A 17,316-nucleotide genomic window follows, 5' to 3' on the forward strand; every position below is an offset into this window, starting at 1 on the left:
CCAAATATGCCCCCAATGCACACAAATAAATTCTATGCGGGATTGCTCCTCCTTCTGCTGGCGTTCCTTGTCAGCCTCGGCTTACCGGGCGCGGGCTTGGCCTCCCTTGATTACGACGGAATGCGGAAAGACACCGCTTACCTGTCCTCACTGGGAGATCGCAGCACGGGCTCGGAAGGCTGCGTCCAGGCTTCGGCCTATATTGCGGAGCGTTTTAAGGCTTTGGGCCTGGAAGACATGGAATCCCTGGACTTTCGCGTACCCATTTTGGAGCATAAGGGAAGCGCCCTTTCCTTGGGGGCGGATTCCCAGCCTGTGGCTTTAAATCCCATTTATTCCAACGCCATTGCTCCCCAATCCTTTGAAAACGGAGTTTCCGGACCCGTGGTCTACGCCGGAAAAGGCGGGCTGCAGGATCTTCAAGGAAAAAAGGTCGCCGGCTGCATCATGCTCATGGATATGGAGTCGGGCAAGAATTGGCAAAACGCCGCCTCCTTGGGCGCCAAAGCCTTGATCTACGTGGGCGATCCCAACACGTCCAAGATTTTTTTCCAGGAGAAATTCGAGCTGACCCCCTACCATTTTCCCCGCTTCTGGATGACCAGAGCCGAGGCACGGGAAGTCTTTGGGGATTATGAATCCGCGCCCAAAGGTTTGGCCGCTGAAAACGCGGAATTGAAAACCTCCATGGCCTGGGAGCAGGTCAAGGCGCAGAATATTTACGGTTTCATAAAAGGAACCGACGAAAACCTCAAGCAGGAACTCCTGGTGGTGGAGGCCTTTTACGACAGCACCGCCCTGGTTTTCGGCAAGTCCCCGGGAGCGGATGAGGCCGGCGGCATCGTGGCTTTGCTGGAGTTGGTCCGCATTCTCAAGGAAAACCCGCCGCCTCGGTCGGTTCTCTTTGTAGCAACCGCCGGGCACGCCCAGGGTCTTGCCGGCGCCCGGGAGTTGTGGTGGAGCCTATGCACCAAAAATAAGATCATCAAGGGAGAAAAAGCCCGTCTGGAGAAGGTCATTGAGGACGGCGAAAATGCTTTGGAAAGCCTGAATGCATTTTCCGACAAGTTTCCTTCCAACAGGGAGGATTTCATGGCCCTGCGGGACGCAGCGTCCGAAGAGCTTAAAACCCAGGTGGACGCCATATCCAACAAGCTGATGCGTTTGCGTTTGGCCGACAATAAGGACGAAAAGAAAAAGGAAATCAACAAGCTGGCGGAAAAACGCATGGCTTTGCGCTCCCTGCTTTGGGTTCCGTACAAGGATTTGACCGATCAGGATCGGGAGTTGATGCACTCTTTAATCGCTCCCGCCAAAAAAAACCTGAAATACGTCGTCAAGGACGCCAATAAGCAGCGCAAGATCATCAAAACGGCCAGGGCCTTCAGAAAACAGGTGGGCGAGTACAAGGTGGTCTCCGCCTTGTCTCTGCATCTTTCCAGCCACGGGGACGGCGCCGGCGGCTTCAGCCTGGGGTGGCATTATTCCCTTAGAGACAGAGTCAACAGGACTTCCGCCTACAAAGGCCTGGACAAAGCCATGCAAAAGGCGGCCGCCAAGCTGGAGAAAATAGGCGTGGAATATCCCCTGGCCGATACGCTCAGGCCCAGCGGGCTGCGCACCTGGCAAAGCTGGTTTGGAGATAAGCCCGCCTTGGGCGGCGAAGTGGGAGCCCTGGCCGGATATCCCAGCGCCAGTTTTGTGACGATCAACGATTCCCGCCCCATGTGGGGGACGCCGTTTGACACCATAGACAACATGGATTGGAATACGGTCTCCAAGCAGGCCGAAATGGTCTTGGGGGTCCTGGAAAAACTGGCATTCGCCGACGAATTGCATTCCGGAAAAGATCCTAAATTAGGCTTTTCCACTGTCACGGGCCACGCAAAATTTATGCGTCATGGCGAACTATTCGCCGACCAGGCCGCCCCCAAGACCATCATACTTTGCTTTCAGGGCCCTTCCATCATCCATGTTATGACCGACGCCCAAGGCGATTTTCAGCTAAAGGGCATGGCGGACAAAAAACACTCCACGGATAAGGCGATCCTGGAAGGATACCGTTTTGACGAGAACGGCCAGGCTTATTGGGCCATCGACAAGGAGACCACCGGCAAAAACGCCTACCGGGTCAAGGTTCTCAGAAAATCCGCGGAAACCGACCTTATCATGTTCTCCTGCCGCCAGACCACCTTGTTCAACCTGCTGGAGCCGCGCAGCTTCTGGCCCATGACCAAAATTCAGTTGATCGACGCCAGGCAGGAAGCCGAGCCCCGGCGTTTTTGGTATAGCCGGATTGACACCCGCACCTCGGTTTTGGCCTCCATATTCATGCCGCCCCAGTCCCGTTTCAAGCTCACCTTGTCGGACACGGTGCTCAAGAAAAAGCTGGTTCTGACCAACGCCACGGAAGGCGCGCCAGAAGGCGTGGGCTTTTCCGTGGACGATCAGCCGGCCATCCTGAATACCGAGCAGCAGGCGGCCAAGGACATGTGGGCGCTTTTAGGGCCGCGCATCGACAGCTTGGAAAGCCACGGCATATACAACGACAAGCTGCGGGAGCTCATGGACGACGGAACCGCAGCGCTGGATAGTTCCAAGCAGTTTCTGAAATCCAAGCAATACGCCAGGGCCTACGAATCGGCTAAAAAATCCTGGGCTCTTGCCAGCAGGGTTTACGACGACGTGGAAAAGACCCAGAAGGACGTGCTTTTCGGCGTATTGTTCTACATCGCCCTGTTTGTGCCATTCGCCTTTTGCATGGAACGGCTTTTGTTCTCGTTTGCCGGCATCCATCGCCGGATTATCGCCTTTTTGGGCATCCTGGCGGCCCTGATTTTCGTCATATACAAAGTGCATCCGGCCTTCCAGCTTGCCTACAGTCCCATGGTTGTGGTTTTGGCCTTTTTCATTATCGGCCTGTCCCTGGTGGTCAGCCTTATTATCTTCTTCCGTTTTGAAGAGGAAATGACCTTGCTGCAAAAACGGGCCAGCCACGTGCGCGCCGCTGAAATGGGGCGCTGGCAGGCTTTTTCCGCGGCTTTTTTCCTGGGAGTCAGCAACCTGAGAAGGCGCAGGTTAAGGACCACTTTCACCTGCATCACCCTGATCATCCTGACTTTCACCATCATGAGCTTCACCTCCATACAAAGCCTGCGATACAGCTTTTCGCGCTTGTTCATGGATACGGCGCCGTACAACGGGCTGCTGCTGAAAAATATCAACTGGCGGGACCTGCCGCCGGAAGCCCGGGAAACCCTTCGGGACGCTCTGGCCGGAAAGGGCGTCTCCGCCCCCCGCGTCTGGCTGGAGGTGGAGGATAAAACCCGGCCGTTGCACATTACGGTGCGGCGCGGAGAAAAGGTGTTTGATGCCGCCGGGCTGGTGGGCCTTGCAAGCACGGAGCCCGAGGTTACGGGCATTGGTAAGGAGCTTGTTGGAGGCCGTTGGCTGGATGAAAACGATTCCCATGCGGTTTTGCTGCCGGAGCGCATGGCCGAAGCCCTGGGCATTGATCCGAAAAATCCAACCGGCGTGGTGACCCTGTGGGGCGAGCCTTTTGACGTGGCCGGTGTGTTTTCAAGCAAGGTCTTGGAGGAAAGAAGAGACCTGGACGATGAAATGCTGACTCCCGTGTATTTTCCCGGGGAGATTTCCGCCCAGATGAGCGAGGTGGAAGCCGCCGCCCTGGAGTCCGGCGAGGACGTCAAAGCCTTCCAAAGCAGGTATCAGCATGTAGAGCCCAACCTGACCATCATCATGCCTCACACCACGGTCATGGCCATGGGCGGAGGACTGAAAGGCATTGCCTTCAAACCGGCCAAAGGGGTGGACGTCAAGAAAACCGCGGCCAAGCTGGTGGACCGGTTCAAGCTCTCCATCTTTCTGGGCGAGCCCAAAGGCGTGTTCGTGTATCACGCCAGCGACACATTGAGCTACAGCGGAGTGCCCAACATCGCCATTCCCATCATCATTGCGGCGCTCATCGTGCTGAACACCATGATCGGCACGGTTTACGAACGCAAGCGCGAGATCGGCATATACACCTCCGTGGGCCTGGCGCCTTCCCATGTTGCCTTTTTGTTCGTAGCGGAGTCCATGGCTTTCGCCGTCATATCGGTGGTCCTGGGCTACGTGGTGGCCCAGACCGCAGCGGCTTTGTTCTCGGGCACGTCCCTATGGGCCGGGCTGACGGTCAATTATTCGTCCCTGGCGGGCGTGGCGGCCATGATTCTGGTCTTCGCCGTGGTCCTGATTTCAGTGATCTACCCGTCCAGAGTGGCGGCGCGCATCGCCATCCCGGACGTCAATCGCTCCTGGAGTTTGCCGGACGCGGAAAAGAACGTCATCAACGTGTCCATGCCCGTGCTGATTCGGTACGATGAGGTGCGAGGCATCGGCGGGTTTATCGCCGATTATTTCGCCTCCTACCAGGACGTGTCCCATGGAATATTTTCCACCAACAAAATGGAAGTGGAGCCCCATTGCCAATTCATGGATTTTAACGCCGACGCCGTTCCTATTTTATGTACGGACAACCAGTGCGAAAAGCGCCACTGCCTGCATTTGAAAGTCAAGGCCTGGCTGGCGCCATTTGACTTCGGCATCATGCAGCGGGTGGACATTTATATAGCGCCTTCGGAGGACGATCCCTATTTCCTGGAAATACGCACCGTCCTCACCAGGGAAGCGGGTGAGACCAACGCGTGGAAGCGCATCAACAAGGTTTTTGTCAACCAGTTACGCAAACAGCTTTTGGTTTGGAGGTCCCTGACTCCGGAGGAAAAAATCCGGTATAAGGATATCCTGAATAATGCCATGAACTCTCGATCGGCGGATGAATAGTGACCTTGGAACGCAATGAAATAGAACCCCGGTCGCAAAGCCGGAGCGTAAGAAAAAGAGCGGTGATCCTGGGCTCCGTACTGGCTCTGGTCATCTGCGCGGTAACGCCTTACAACAACGTCTACCTGCAGGGCACGCCCCTGGGCGGGGGGCATTTTCCCCTGGCGCCCTTTTGCGCCTTTTTGATTCTGACTCTCGTCGCGTACGCCCTGGCCAAACTGATCGGCCGGGAAATCCTCACCGGCATGGAATTGCTGGTCTCCTGGATTTTAATGGCCCTGGTTTCGGGCATCGCCTACACCGGGTTGGTGCGCACCTTCTTCATCAACATGACCGCGCCGTACCACTTCGCCACGGCCGGTAACAGATGGGCCGAAACACTTCACCCCTTGCTGCCCAAGTCGTGGTATCCCCAAAACCCGGACGCCGTCCAATTATTGTACAACGGCCTGGACGGCGGCAGGGACATGGGGTGGATGGAGTTGATCAAAAACATCCCCTGGTCCGCCTGGACCACGCCCCTCATAACCTGGAGCGTTTTCATCCTGCTCAGCTATTTTGTCATGCTTTGCATGGTGAACATTTTCGCCAGGCAATGGGTGGACAACGAACGCATGAACTTGCCCCTGCTTCAGGTTCCCCTGGCCATGGAAGAGGCCGTGCAAAACAAGAACCTGGGCGGTTTTTTCGGCAATCCGTATTTGCTGGCGGGATTGTGCATTCCGGTTTTTCTGCATATTTTGAACGGACTGCACTTTTATTATCCATCGGTGCCCGATATTCCCACGCTGATTCTGGCCGGGCCGTACTTTCCCAAATACGGGCTGTTTTCCGCGTTTCATAAGCTGAAGATTCATTTGTTTCCCGCCTATATCGGATTCGCCTTTTTGGCTTCCAGGCAGATATCATTCTCCTTCTGGTTCTTCTTCATCCTGGGCGGATTGTTCATCGGGGCCTTGAGCCTGTTCGGCCTGAACATCCCGGCCGCCGCCCTGGGCGTGACCTTCGGCCCCAACATCACCAGGCCGGAAGAAACCCAGATGCTGGGAGCATACGGCATCTTTTTCTTGTTTATTCTGTGGCTGGCGCGCAGGCATTTGGCCGACGTAGTCCGGGAGGCATTCGGGCGCAAGCCCGTGGAATGGTCCGGGGCGCAGTGGTTTTCCACCCGCCATGCCTTTTGGGGCTTTGTAATCGGATACGCGGCTCTCATCTTGTGGAACTGGTATTTCGGCATGCCTCTGATTGTGAGCTTTTTGGTCATAGGCGCGTTTTTTATGATCATGCTGGTGGCCAGCCGGATTATCTGCCAGGGCGGCGTGGCGTATTTTTCCCTGACCATGGCGCCGCTGGACGGCATGATGTCCTTTTTCGGGCCTCAGTTTTTCAGCAAGATGGGCGTGTTAATCGCCGGAGTCAGCCAAAAGGTCCTGTTTTTGGATCTCAGGGAATCGCTCATGCCTTCCCTGTTTCATGCAAGCAAAATCAGCAAGAGGGCGGGCAGGCCTAACATGTTCCTACTGGGCATGACCGTGACCATCATCCTGGCCGTGGCGGTGTCCTTTATCTCCATGCTGGCCCTGTGCTATAAATTCGGCATTCGCGAATTACAACTGGACTGGGCCACCCGGACCACTTTAGCCGCTCTGCAGAATGTGCAGACTCTGGTGGAGTCGCCCCCGGACCCGGGCCATTGGGTGCATTTCTTTTCCATCCTGGGCGCTGTGGTCATGCTGATTCTGGTGGTCTGCTACCATCGCTTTTATTGGTGGCCCATCCACCCCATCGGATATTTGACCGCCTACAGCTCGGCCATGAAAGTCCTGTGGTTCAGCTTTTTCGTGGGCTGGCTGGCCAATTCCCTGTGCATGCGGTACGGCGGGGTCAAGTTGTTCAACAGGTTGCGTTTGTTCTTTATGGGATTGATCATCGGGGATTTTGTCATGGGCGGGATCTGGGCGATTGTCGGGCTGTTCGGAGATTCCAGCTACATGGTCCTATACAACTAAAGGCTGCGGGTAATGTACGAGGACAAAGAACTACAAGAATATCGGGATTTGTTAAAGCCTCCCTCCCACTTTGAAGAGGGCTTTGACTGGAAAACCATTGTGGGCGCCATCTTCATTGGCTTCCTCATGATGCCCGGAAGCATGTACCTGCAACTGGTCATTGGCACGGGCATAGGACCGGCGGCCCGGTGGGTGACCATCATCCTGTTTGCGGAAATCGCCAAGCGCTCCTATACAGAGCTGAAGCAGCAGGAGGTTTTTCTCTTATATTATATGGCCGGAGCAGCCCTGGCCTCGCCCTTTCAGGGGCTTTTGTGGAGCCAATATCTGGTGCAGTCCGACGCGGCCCGCATGCTCGGGCTGGTGGAATACATTCCAAGCTGGGTGGCGCCCGGACCCGATTCCACCTCCCTGGTGGAGCGCACCTTTTTCCATAGGGACTGGCTGACGCCCATTCTGCTGCTGGCAGGCGCGCAATTGATCCAGCGCATCGACCATTTCGGCCTGGGTTACACCCTGTACCGCATTACCTCCGACGTGGAAAAGCTGCCTTTCCCCATGGCGCCCGTCGGGGCTTTGGGAACCATGGCCCTGGCCGAATCCACCGAAGACCGCAAGAGAAGCTGGAAATGGCGGGTTTTCTCCATAGGCGGCATGATCGGCCTGGGCTTCGGCGCCATCTACGTGCTTTTGCCCATAGTCTCGGGCCTGCTATTCGCCAAGCCAATCCGGTTGATTCCCATACCCTGGGTGGAGCTGACAGGCTACACCGAGCAAGTCCTGCCCGCCGTGGCAACCGGCATCCAGTTGGATATCGGGCTCATTTTCATCGGCATGGTGCTGCCGTTCTGGGCGGTGATCGGCGGGCTTGTGGGCCTGATCATCACCATTATCCTGAATCCCATTTTGCATTCCGTGGGCATCCTGCACCGGTGGCATCCGGGCATGGGCACGGTGGACACGGTGTTCGCCAATAACTTCGACTTTTACATGAGCTTCGGCATCGGCCTGGGGCTGGCCATCGCCGCCGTGGGCGTCTGGCATGTGGTGCGCTCCTTCGGCAAAAGCGCGCCGGGCGAGCGGGGCTCGTGGAAAAACCTCTTCAACCCGCCCGAGGGCAGGGGGGATTTCAGCATTTATATATCCCTGGGGATCTATGTATTCTCCACCCTGGCCTACGTGCTTTTGTGCGTGTGGCTGGTGCCGACCTTTCCGTGGATCTTCTTCCTGGCCTACGGGTTTATATACACCCCCGTGGTGTCGTACGTCTCAGCCCGGATGGAGGGCATTGCCGGCCAGTTCGTCAGCCTGCCCCTGGTGCGGGAGGCCAGCTTTATCGCGGGCGCCCGGTTCTTCGGATATTCGGGTATTGAAATCTGGTACGCGCCCATCCCCATCCACAACTACGGCGAGGCCACCGTGCACTTCCGCCAGATTGAGTTGACAGGAACCAGCCTGCGGGGCATCATCAAGGCGGAAATCGTGGTCTTCCCCGTGGTGATCATCGCCAGCCTGTTGTTTTCCCAGTTTATCTGGAGACTGGCGCCCATTCCGTCCTCCAGCTATCCCTACGCCCAGGAGTTATGGCACTTGCAGGCCCTGAACTCCTTGCTGATGCAGACCTCCACTTTGGAAGGCAATTCCCTGTTTTTCCAGGCCTTGCGAGGAGAATACGTGGCGGCCGGCATGGGATTCGGCGTGCTGACCTACTTTTTGCTCATGCTGTTCGGATTGCCCATCATGCTGATTTACGGCGTGGTCCGCGGCCTGGGCCAGAGCACGCCCCACGGCATGCTGTTGGAAGTGGCCGGCGCCTTGCTGGGACGATTTTTCTTCCTCAAGAAATACGGAAAATCCTGGAGGCAATACGCGCCGGTCCTATTGGCCGGATTCTCCTGCGGCATGGGCCTCACCGGCATGTTCGCCATGGGCTTCGCCTTGATCCTCAAGTCGTTGGGTAGGCTGGCGTATTAACGATATGCAAAAGAAAACCTGGATCGACAAAACAAATCAAACCTGGAAGCTAAATGCCGCCATGGCCTTCATGATAGTAGCATTTGCTTTATTGGCGATGGCTTATGTTGCTCATAGCTACCCCGGCAATCCATGGGTTGCGCCTCTATCTTCTTTTATAGAGCTTTTTATTGTCATTGCCGTGCTGACCGCCGCCGTTGGAATGGGAATAATTTTTTACGCCATCCAGTGCCCGAAATGCGGAAAGAAGCCTTTTCGCCCTTTGGCGGAGATCGTTCCGTATCAGGAGGTCTTCACAAAATTTTTCTATTCGGAAAAATGCCCCCTATGCAATGACACCGGCGAGCCCATGCAAAAAGACAAGAGTAAACGCATTTTCGGTAGGTTTTAATTCCTTTGAGAACAAGGGTTTTAATCAACTCTTTACGCCCGCCGGCCTCCCCAAATTTCAACATACTTTCCAGGCTGCACCTCGTGTTGCTGCGCAACCCAGGCAATACACTACATTGCCTGGGCTACCCAAAAGGTAAGCGCGGCGAGCCGCGCGGCTTTGCTTTTGATTGCCTCAGGCGTTAAACTCACTATGTGGTTTCAGGGCTTGCCCTGCTCAAAATGCGCTTTGCGCGTTTTGAAAGGTTGGCAAATTACGCCGCTGCATGGCGTCAATTATCCACAATGAATAAATCCGGCGGCATGTCTGTGGGTAGCCCTGGCAGAGCAGTATCCTGCCAGGGTGCGCGAGCACATGAAGTTTGACTCTTGCCTAGTTTGAAACCAGTGGCGACAAACAAACGGCGGCACTCCCAAAAACAGGCCTCGTTCCCATGCTTTGCGTGGGAATGCATATAGAACTATTTGAAATTACAGATATTAAAAGCAATGACGCCGCTATTCAAAATCGATTAAAAGCAGGGTTTCAACCAACTCTTTACGCCCGCCGAACGCCCCCAATTTCAGCACACGTTCTCGGTCGCACCTTTTGTTGCTGCGCAACCCAGGCAACAAACTGCATTGCCTGGGCCACCCAAATGATGAGAGCGGCAAGCCGCGCTGCTCTTTTATAAATGGCCTCTAATGATGAATACGCTGTGTAGCTGCAGGGCTTGCCCTGCTAGGACGCGGTCGGCGCGTCCTGAATAGCACAGCAAGCTGTGCGCCTGCATTGCGTCATTAGTCCACGCAGACGGAATCCGGCGGCATGTCTGTGGGTAGCCCTGGCAGAGCAGTATCCTGCCAGGGTGCGCGAGCACATGAAGTTTGACCCTTGCCTAGTTTGAAACCAGTGGCGACAAACAAACGGCGGCACTCCCAAAAACAGGCCTCGTTCCCATGCTTTGCGTGGGAATGCATATAGAACTATTTGAAATTACAGATATTAAAAGCAATGACGCCGCTATTCAAAATCGATTAAAAGCAGGGTTTCAATCCACTCTTTACGCCCGCCGAACGCCCCTAATTTCAGCACACGTTCTCGGTCGCACCTTTTGTTGCTGCGCAACCCAGGCAATACACTGCATTGCCTGGGCCACCCAAAAAAGGAGCCCACCGAAGGACGTCTACAGGGTAAAATTGCTTTTGCCTTTCAGGCTCAGGCAAAATTTCATGAACACGGTTTTGTCGTGCCGGCCGAATTTCAGGATTTCGTCCTGGACGATTTTAAGGGCGTTGAAAGGCTTTTTTCTTTTTCGGTGTTGCTTTTCCGTGTTGGTCAGGCTTTCATAACTATCCAGCATGCCTATTAACGAGCCGGCAAATGAAATTTTGGTCGCGCCTTTGGGGTAGCCCGACCCGTCAAAACGCTTATGGTGCTCAAGGATTCCCGTGGCCATGGCGTCCGGCATTTCCACCTTTTCCCGCACCATGTCATATCCGATTTTCGGGTGCTTTTGATACTCTAAAAACTCCTTATCAGACAGTTTTGTGTTTGTTTCAATCAGGCTTTTGGGAAGTTTCGTTAGACCCACATCATGGAGCAGGGCGGCCAGGCTCATATCCTTGGCGTCCTTGACGGAAAAAGAATCGTAGACGCAGTAGTTGATCACCAACACCATGGTATTGACCGAGTGCTCCACCAAACTGGACCCGCCCACGCGAATTTCGTTAATTTCCCTGATCCATTGTATGATGTTGAGGTAGCCTTCAAACATGATGTCCAGGGAATCCGGGAGGATTTGCAGGTTGTCGTCCAAAGGATCCTGGAACGCCTCGTCCACAATATTGCACATGCCGGACTTGACAGCCTTTAAATCGCCGCCCCTCACATTTTTTAACAGCGCATTCGTCAACTGAGCGCGCAACTCCTTGGAGGCCAGTTCCTGGGCTTCAATGGGGGTGAACAGCAAAGGGGAGCCATCCGCCGCAAAACGTTTCGGGTCGACTTTCAGATGCGAGGCTTTATATAACACAAAATCGCCCTTGTCCGTCTTCGTATACAACGGCGTTTTTTCGTAATAATATATTTGGGATTTTCGAATTTGGATGAAGTCGCTCAATGAAATTATTCTCTCATCAAAAATTAAGCCCCCAAATTTTATAACAAAGAGGGGGTGTTGATGGCAATTTAATTGCGCCGCCGAATGCACCAGGATGCATTTTGGAAGAATGCGTTTTATCTGCCCTTGCGCCGGCCTTTTGTAAAGCGCCTGTTAGTCGAACCGGACTTTGGTTTTGGCGCCGGCCCGGTCAGGGCGTCCTTTTGATCTTGTTTGGCGGGCGGATTTTTTTCCACGAACACAGGCTTGCCGTCAAAGGGATTTTTGCCGGTGTAATACATAAGGGTGGAGTAGGTGGACGGAGTGGGGGTGAAAATCTGCACCTGCTGCGGGCGGGTTTTTAGCTTCTCCTGTACGAATTTGGACAGGGACCGCATGTGGTTCAACGTGCAGCCTGGATGGGCGGCCATGAAGTAATAGGTCAGGAATTGTTTCTTGCCCAGCTTGGATTCCAGGGCGTCGAACATCTCCTTAAACCGCTCCAAGCCTTCGCCGCCGGGCTTGCCCATGAGGTGCAGGACCGGGTCAACGGCGTGTTCTGGCGCTATTTTCATTTGGCCTGAAGTGTGATCCTTCAATATTTGACGCAGATAGGCGGCGCCTTGCTTCCCGTCAGCCTGGATCAGGTCGTACCGGATTCCCGAGGCCACAAAGGCTTTTTTCACGCCGGGCAGGGCGCCCAGTTTTTTCAAAAGCGCCATTTGCTTGTCATGGCCGAAAACCAGGTTGGGGCAGGGTTTGGGCCACAAGCATCTTTTGTGGGCGCATGCGCCCGGGCCTCCCTGCTTCTTGCACGCGGCGCCGAACATATTGGCCGTGGGGCCGCCCACGTCGGCGATGTAGCCTTTAAAGCCGGGGAGGGCGGTTATGCGTTCGGCTTCCCGCAAGATGGACGCTTCGGTCCGGCAATGAACCCGGGCGCCCTGGTGGGCGGTGATTGCGCAAAAATTGCATTGCCCAAAGCATCCCCGATGGGTGGTCAGGGAAAACCGGATGGTGTCCAAGGCCCGGATAGGCCCTTGCTCCGCGTAATAAGGATGGGCGTCCCGCTGGTAGTCCAGTTCGTAAAACCCGTCCAGTTCTTCGGCGCCGGGAAGGGGCTGGGGCGGATTGTGGATCAGATACCGCGTGTCCTGCAACTGGCAAAATCCCCGGGCGGTCTCCGGGTCCTGGTTTTCCTGAAACGCCCAGAACATTTCCGTAAATCGCGCTTTATCCCTGCTTACCTCTTCGTGGGAGGGCGGTTCCAAAAATCCCTCGGGCTTCTCCTTGTCCGCAAAGCAGATCCCCCGGATATTGCGCCAATCCTCGCCCTTATCCAGGGCGGAGGCAAGCTCCAGCACTGCTTTTTCGCCCATGCCGTAGACCAGAACGTCCGCCTTGGCGTCGAACAAGATGGATCGGCGAATGGATTTGGACTTAAAGTCGTAATGGGAGACGCGCCGGAGGCTGGCCTCCACCCCGCCCAGGACGATGGGCGCCGTATCCTTGAAATAGCGCCGCACCAGGTTGGTATAGGCGATGACGGCCCGATCCGGCCTGCGATCGTTGACGCCGCCGGGCGTGAAATCGTCCTGTTTGATCTTTTTGCCAAGGGCCGTGTAATTGGCCACCATGGAATCCACGCAGCCTGACGTTATTCCCCAAAACAATCTTGGGGCGCCCAAACGGGAAATGTCCTCCCCGGAGTCCATGTCCGGCTGGGCGATAATCCCCACCCGGTATCCGGCGTTTTGGAGCACCCGCCCGATCACCGCGGCGCCGGAGTAGGACGAGTCAATATAGGCGTCGCCCGAGACCAGGATCACGTCCAAACGGTCCCAGCCCCAGCTTTTAAGCTCCTGTTTGGTTGTGGGGAGAAACATAAACAAATAGCCTTTTCTATAAAAGAGCGGGATCCATGGCAGATCAAAACCCCGCAACGATATTCAGGCTATATTATTCGCAGGCCCTTTGCAATATAAACACCGCCTCCTCCACGTCAAACCTGCCGTCGGCGCCAAGGGCGTTGTCGCGGTTGATCGTCCCGCCCGGATCGTTGTTGGTTGCTATCTGTAGAATGCGGATGGCGTCGGCAAGGTTGGCTGATCCGTCGCCGTTCAAATCGCAGCCGCCTTTGCCCGGACAGGCGTCGCCGATCCCGTCATTGTCTGCGTCCTGCTGGCTAAAATTGGGAGTGAAGGGGCAATTGTCGCACAGGTCGCCTACGCCGTCGTCATCCTGGTCCGAAAAAATCTTGAATGGCGAAGCCCCGTCCAGCACGGCCAGGGGATTGGGATGCGCGTCATAATCCGTAGTTCCAATGCCAAGCTGGCCGTACATGTTGTTTCCCATGGAGCGCACCTGACCGTCATCCAGGAGCAGCAGGGACATATTTCGACCGCCTGCGGCGGCCAAGACCTTGCCCGGCGCCAAAACCCGGACGGGAGTCTTTCGCTCCAAGGCGCTTCCGTCCCCCAGGGTCCCGGTGCTATTGTAACCGCAAGCCCAGGCGGATCCATCGGCGGCGACGGCGAAACTATGCCATAGCCCGGCGGATATGCTGACGATGTTGGATACAGGCCCGCCCATTTTTATGGGGGTGGAAAGATCCTGGTAATCCCCCTGGCCTAAAACCCCATTGCCGCCGTATCCCCACACCCAGACACGGCCTTGGGAATCCAGGGCCATGGCGTGCTGATAGCCTGCGGAGATCGCCGTGATATCAGAAAGTACGGAACTGGCCTGCGCCGGGAAGGGCCTGGGGGTATTGGTTCCGTCTCCAAGCTGCCCCCGTCCATTGGCGCCCCACGCCCAGATGGAACCGTTTTCAGCCAGAGCCATGGAAAAATCATAGCCTGCGGCGACGCCCTTTACTATGGGAAGCGTTCCCGATACCAACCCCGGCTTGCTGCGCTGTGTAATGCCGGAAATTCCCAAAGCGTCCCCCTCGTTCTTGCCCCAGGACCACACCCTGCCTTGGGCATCCACGGCCAGGCCGTGGTTGTATCCCGCCGCTATGGCCGTACAGCCTGACAGGACGGAGTTCACGCGGCCTGGAATATTTTTCTTATCTGGCTCCGGGTCCGCGCCGCGTCCCAGCTTGTAATAATCGTTAGAGCCCCAGGTCCACACCTGGCCGTTACCGTCCAGAGCCATGCCAAAGCTCTTTCCGGCTGCGATTTTTCGCACATCGGACAAGACTCCGTCGCCCGCCATGGAGGGGCCAGTTTGTTGAGTGTTACTGCTTCCATTCCCTATCTGACCGTAATGGCCGAAACCCCAGCACCAGACCCGTCCTGCATGATCCAAAGCCAGAGAAAAATACTCGCCGCAGGCGATCATGGGCTCGGGATTTCCGCAGCCTGTTAGGCCGGGAGTGGTTTTAAACGGGTCGGAAGGGCATAGATCCTCTGCCAAAGAAATATTTGCTTGAGTGAAAATTGTAAATAACAATATGAAAATAAAGGAAAAATAATGTTTGAAAAAAATGGCGCAAAAAGGCCTTGGCCTGATCCGGTCTACTAAGGCGGTCATGAAGTAACTCCTGAGCTGGTTTTTATTGGCGTGACAATTTAGAACAATGCGAATCCTGCGACCCCGGCTCAGAAGATCCCCTCGATCTCCATCAAAGAACTGGCGCTTTACGTCAGGATAAACCACATCCTGTGATGCTAAATTTGCCTCGTGCAATAAATCGGGACCATGCGGATTTGTCAAGGATGGGCGGAATAGCGTCTAACAACGGACTTTGTATGGCGCCAGGAGAATGTTTTTTAGATGTGGATTGTACCTGGATTTGTTTGCTGATTAGAAATACCAGGTGCAAAGCAGATAGGCCTTGACCGGCGAGCCCATGGACTTGCCGCTGAAAGGCTCGTCCAGGCCGCCGAACTCGGTATTGCCGGACCCGGCGGGTATGTCGGTCCCGACCAGGATATTCAGGGAGGACAGGGCGTCCCACGAGATTCTCGGCTGAATCAATAAAGAACCGTCGTCCAGGTTGACGATGGTGGAAAGAAACAGGTTCACTAAAGGATGGGCCTCAAACTGCAGTTGCCCAGAGGCGTACCACCTGCCCAGGGTGAACATTTCTCCTCGATCCAGCCGGATTAGCAGGTCCGGGTCCATCAGGGAGTCCCACGGATCGCTGTGTCCGAACCCGTTGTAATACAACTCGCACAAGCCGTAAAAATTATGCCCGCCCCACACCCAGGAATAATCCATGTTGGTCACGGCGCTGAAATCGCTGTCGGAAAAATCGCCGTCCAGGGCCGTGATGGTGAAGTCCGTTCTCCACGCCGCGTTCAACACGTACCGGACCATGCCAAACCCCACAACCGCGTCCTCGTAATGCCGCGCCGCCATGACGTCCCAATCCGAGCCGAAAGCCGAAAACTTGGCCTTGCCTGCAATGGACGACTCGCTGCCGGAAACGTCGCCCGTGCAGACGTTTCTGCGGGGGACGTAAGCCAGTTGCAGGTCGGAAAAAGGTCCGGCCCACCCTTGAAGCACCAGCATGTCATCGCCGGTTTTGTAGTCCCGAACCACGTCAGAGGGGGAAAAGGGGTTCAGCAAGTCCATGGGGTTGAAAATCAGCCCGTTGCCCCAGGTGAGGGCCTGTCTCCCGGCCCGCACCGTCAGCTTGTCCCCGGCGTAGGTTGCCGAAAGCCTATCCAGGCGATGATATAAAAGGTAATCCTCGTTTTCCTCCAAAACGCCCGTCAGGGAAAATAGCCTATGCTCGTCCGACGGGGCGCCGGCCGCGAGGGATTGAGCCGTGGGAAATCCTTGGGCCAGGCGCCGGATTTGCCTGCGGGATTCCCCGCCTGTAAAAGCGGCTTGATATTGGGCTTCCAGGGTCAAATGTTCGCCCACGAAAACAGATCCGTTCAAACGGCCGTCAAAGCCTCCGTCCGCAAGGGGGCCTGTGTCGCCCACGTATTCCAGCACATGGGGCTTGCCGTACCAGGAGGAGGATCCCTGGGCGCGCAAATGGCCGCCCCACTTGGCTTCCACGTCCGGGCTTGCGGATTGGCAGGGGAGGGCTCCAATCCAAAGCAAACAACAGAATATGCAAAGCGTGCGTGTGAGTCGCATTATTTAACCTTGTCGTCCACGATGGCGCCGTCTTTCATGGACACCAGCCGTTTGGCCGCGTTCATGACCATGGAATCGTGGGTGGAGAAGATAAAGGTGACCCCGTGCTTTTGGTTCATCTCACGCATGGTGCGGAGCAGGCTTTCGCCGGTGACCGAATCCAGGTTGGCCGTGGGTTCGTCCGCCAGGATCAACGTGGGATCGGAAACCAGCGCCCTGGCCACGGCCACCCGCTGCTGCTGGCCGCCGGAAAGCTGGGCCGGCTTGCGGTCGTATTTTCCTTCCAGGCCCACATCGTCCAGCATGGCTCGGGCTTTTTCCTTGCGTTCGGCCTTGCCCACGCCTTGAAGCTGAAGGATGTATTCCACGTTTTCCTCAGCCGTAAACACGGGAATGAGGTTATATGACTGAAACACAAAGCCGATCTGGGACAGCCGCAGTTCGGCCAGATCCCCGGAAGACATGTTTGCAAAGTCCTTTCCGTTGACGGAAATTTTCCCTCCGTCCGGCTCGTCCAGGCCGCCGATGAGGTTCAGCAGGGTGGTCTTCCCAGACCCGGAAGGCCCGGCCAGAGCCACGAATTCCCCGGCGTCCACGTTCAGGCTGACCTTATTGAGCGCCGTCACCTTGACGTCGCCCTGCATGTAAATTTTGGAAACGTCCGATACACTTACCGCGTTCATGGTTTCATTCCTTTCATTTCGCCCTTGTGCTTTTCATATGAGCGAGTTTTTTGTTCAAACGGGGCCCTTTTAACCGGATGGCCGTTAAAACTCGAAGCCTTAGGCAATTTCAGCTCCAGTAGGGATTTTAAAACCAAAGCCCCGAAATCTTTGTCCCTTCCCCCCTGGCGGGGGAAGGACAGGATGGGGGGGACTGTCGGAATGGTCGGGAACGTCACCCCCACCCCAACCCTC

General features: G+C 55.7%; 9 protein-coding genes. 4 read left to right on the forward strand and 5 right to left on the reverse strand.

The window, feature by feature from the left end:
- Nucleotides 1-96: 96 nt before the first annotated feature.
- The 4 genes from G491_RS0107200 to G491_RS0107215 are packed head-to-tail and all read left to right on the forward strand — an operon-like array spanning nt 97 to nt 9,219.
- Nucleotides 97-4,845 (forward strand): M28 family peptidase, encoded by a 4,749-nt coding sequence (locus tag G491_RS0107200; protein ID WP_248635336.1) that lies wholly within the window; start codon nt 97-99, stop codon nt 4,843-4,845.
- A complete protein-coding gene (locus tag G491_RS0107205; RefSeq protein WP_084511386.1) occupies nt 4,845-6,854 on the forward strand; it encodes a DUF6785 family protein in 2,010 nt (669 codons plus the stop codon). The genes G491_RS0107200 and G491_RS0107205 overlap by 1 nt, the downstream gene beginning before the upstream one ends.
- Nucleotides 6,855-6,866: 12 nt before the next feature.
- Nucleotides 6,867-8,828, forward strand: a complete 1,962-nt coding sequence (locus tag G491_RS0107210) for a peptide transporter (RefSeq protein WP_028314098.1) — start codon at nt 6,867-6,869, stop codon at nt 8,826-8,828.
- 4 nt (nt 8,829-8,832) lie between these two features.
- Nucleotides 8,833-9,219 (forward strand): hypothetical protein, encoded by a 387-nt coding sequence (locus tag G491_RS0107215; protein WP_028314099.1) that lies wholly within the window; start codon nt 8,833-8,835, stop codon nt 9,217-9,219.
- A gap of 1,165 nt (nt 9,220-10,384) precedes the next feature.
- Here G491_RS0107215 and G491_RS0107220 read toward each other — a convergent pair.
- The 5 genes from G491_RS0107220 to G491_RS0107240 form a co-directional block, all read right to left on the reverse strand.
- A complete protein-coding gene (locus tag G491_RS0107220; RefSeq protein WP_028314100.1) occupies nt 10,385-11,320 on the reverse strand; it encodes an HD-GYP domain-containing protein in 936 nt (311 codons plus the stop codon).
- Nucleotides 11,321-11,436: 116 nt separating this feature from the next.
- Nucleotides 11,437-13,185 carry a YgiQ family radical SAM protein gene (locus tag G491_RS0107225; RefSeq protein WP_028314101.1) on the reverse strand — a complete coding sequence of 583 codons (1,749 nt, stop codon included), beginning with the start codon at nt 13,183-13,185 and terminating at the stop codon, nt 11,437-11,439.
- Nucleotides 13,186-13,258: 73 nt separating this feature from the next.
- Complete coding sequence (locus tag G491_RS29810; RefSeq protein ID WP_169829402.1) at nt 13,259-14,719, reverse strand: RCC1 domain-containing protein; 1,461 nt, start codon at nt 14,717-14,719, stop codon at nt 13,259-13,261.
- Between the two features lie 390 nt (nt 14,720-15,109).
- Nucleotides 15,110-16,318, reverse strand: coding sequence for a hypothetical protein (locus G491_RS0107235; RefSeq protein WP_028314102.1), 1,209 nt, complete (start codon nt 16,316-16,318; stop codon nt 15,110-15,112).
- Between the two features lie 80 nt (nt 16,319-16,398).
- The gene (locus G491_RS0107240) at nt 16,399-17,082 is read right to left on the reverse strand and encodes an ABC transporter ATP-binding protein (protein WP_028314103.1); all 684 of its coding nucleotides are present in this window, start codon (nt 17,080-17,082) and stop codon (nt 16,399-16,401) included.
- Nucleotides 17,083-17,316: the final 234 nt, after the last annotated feature.

The sequence above is a fragment of the Desulfatibacillum aliphaticivorans DSM 15576 genome, assembly GCF_000429905.1.
Lineage (GTDB): Bacteria > Desulfobacterota > Desulfobacteria > Desulfobacterales > Desulfatibacillaceae > Desulfatibacillum > Desulfatibacillum aliphaticivorans.

Excerpts from the sequence above, each read along its gene's own strand:
- G491_RS0107210 (WP_028314098.1), top strand. The coding sequence starts at position 6,867 with ATGTACGAGGACAAAGAACTACAAGAATATCGGGATTTGTTAAAGCCT.
- G491_RS0107215 (WP_028314099.1), top strand. The coding sequence starts at position 8,833 with ATGCAAAAGAAAACCTGGATCGACAAAACAAATCAAACCTGGAAGCTA.
- G491_RS0107225 (WP_028314101.1), bottom strand. The coding sequence starts at position 13,185 with ATGTTTCTCCCCACAACCAAACAGGAGCTTAAAAGCTGGGGCTGGGAC.
- G491_RS0107240 (WP_028314103.1), bottom strand. The coding sequence starts at position 17,082 with ATGAACGCGGTAAGTGTATCGGACGTTTCCAAAATTTACATGCAGGGC.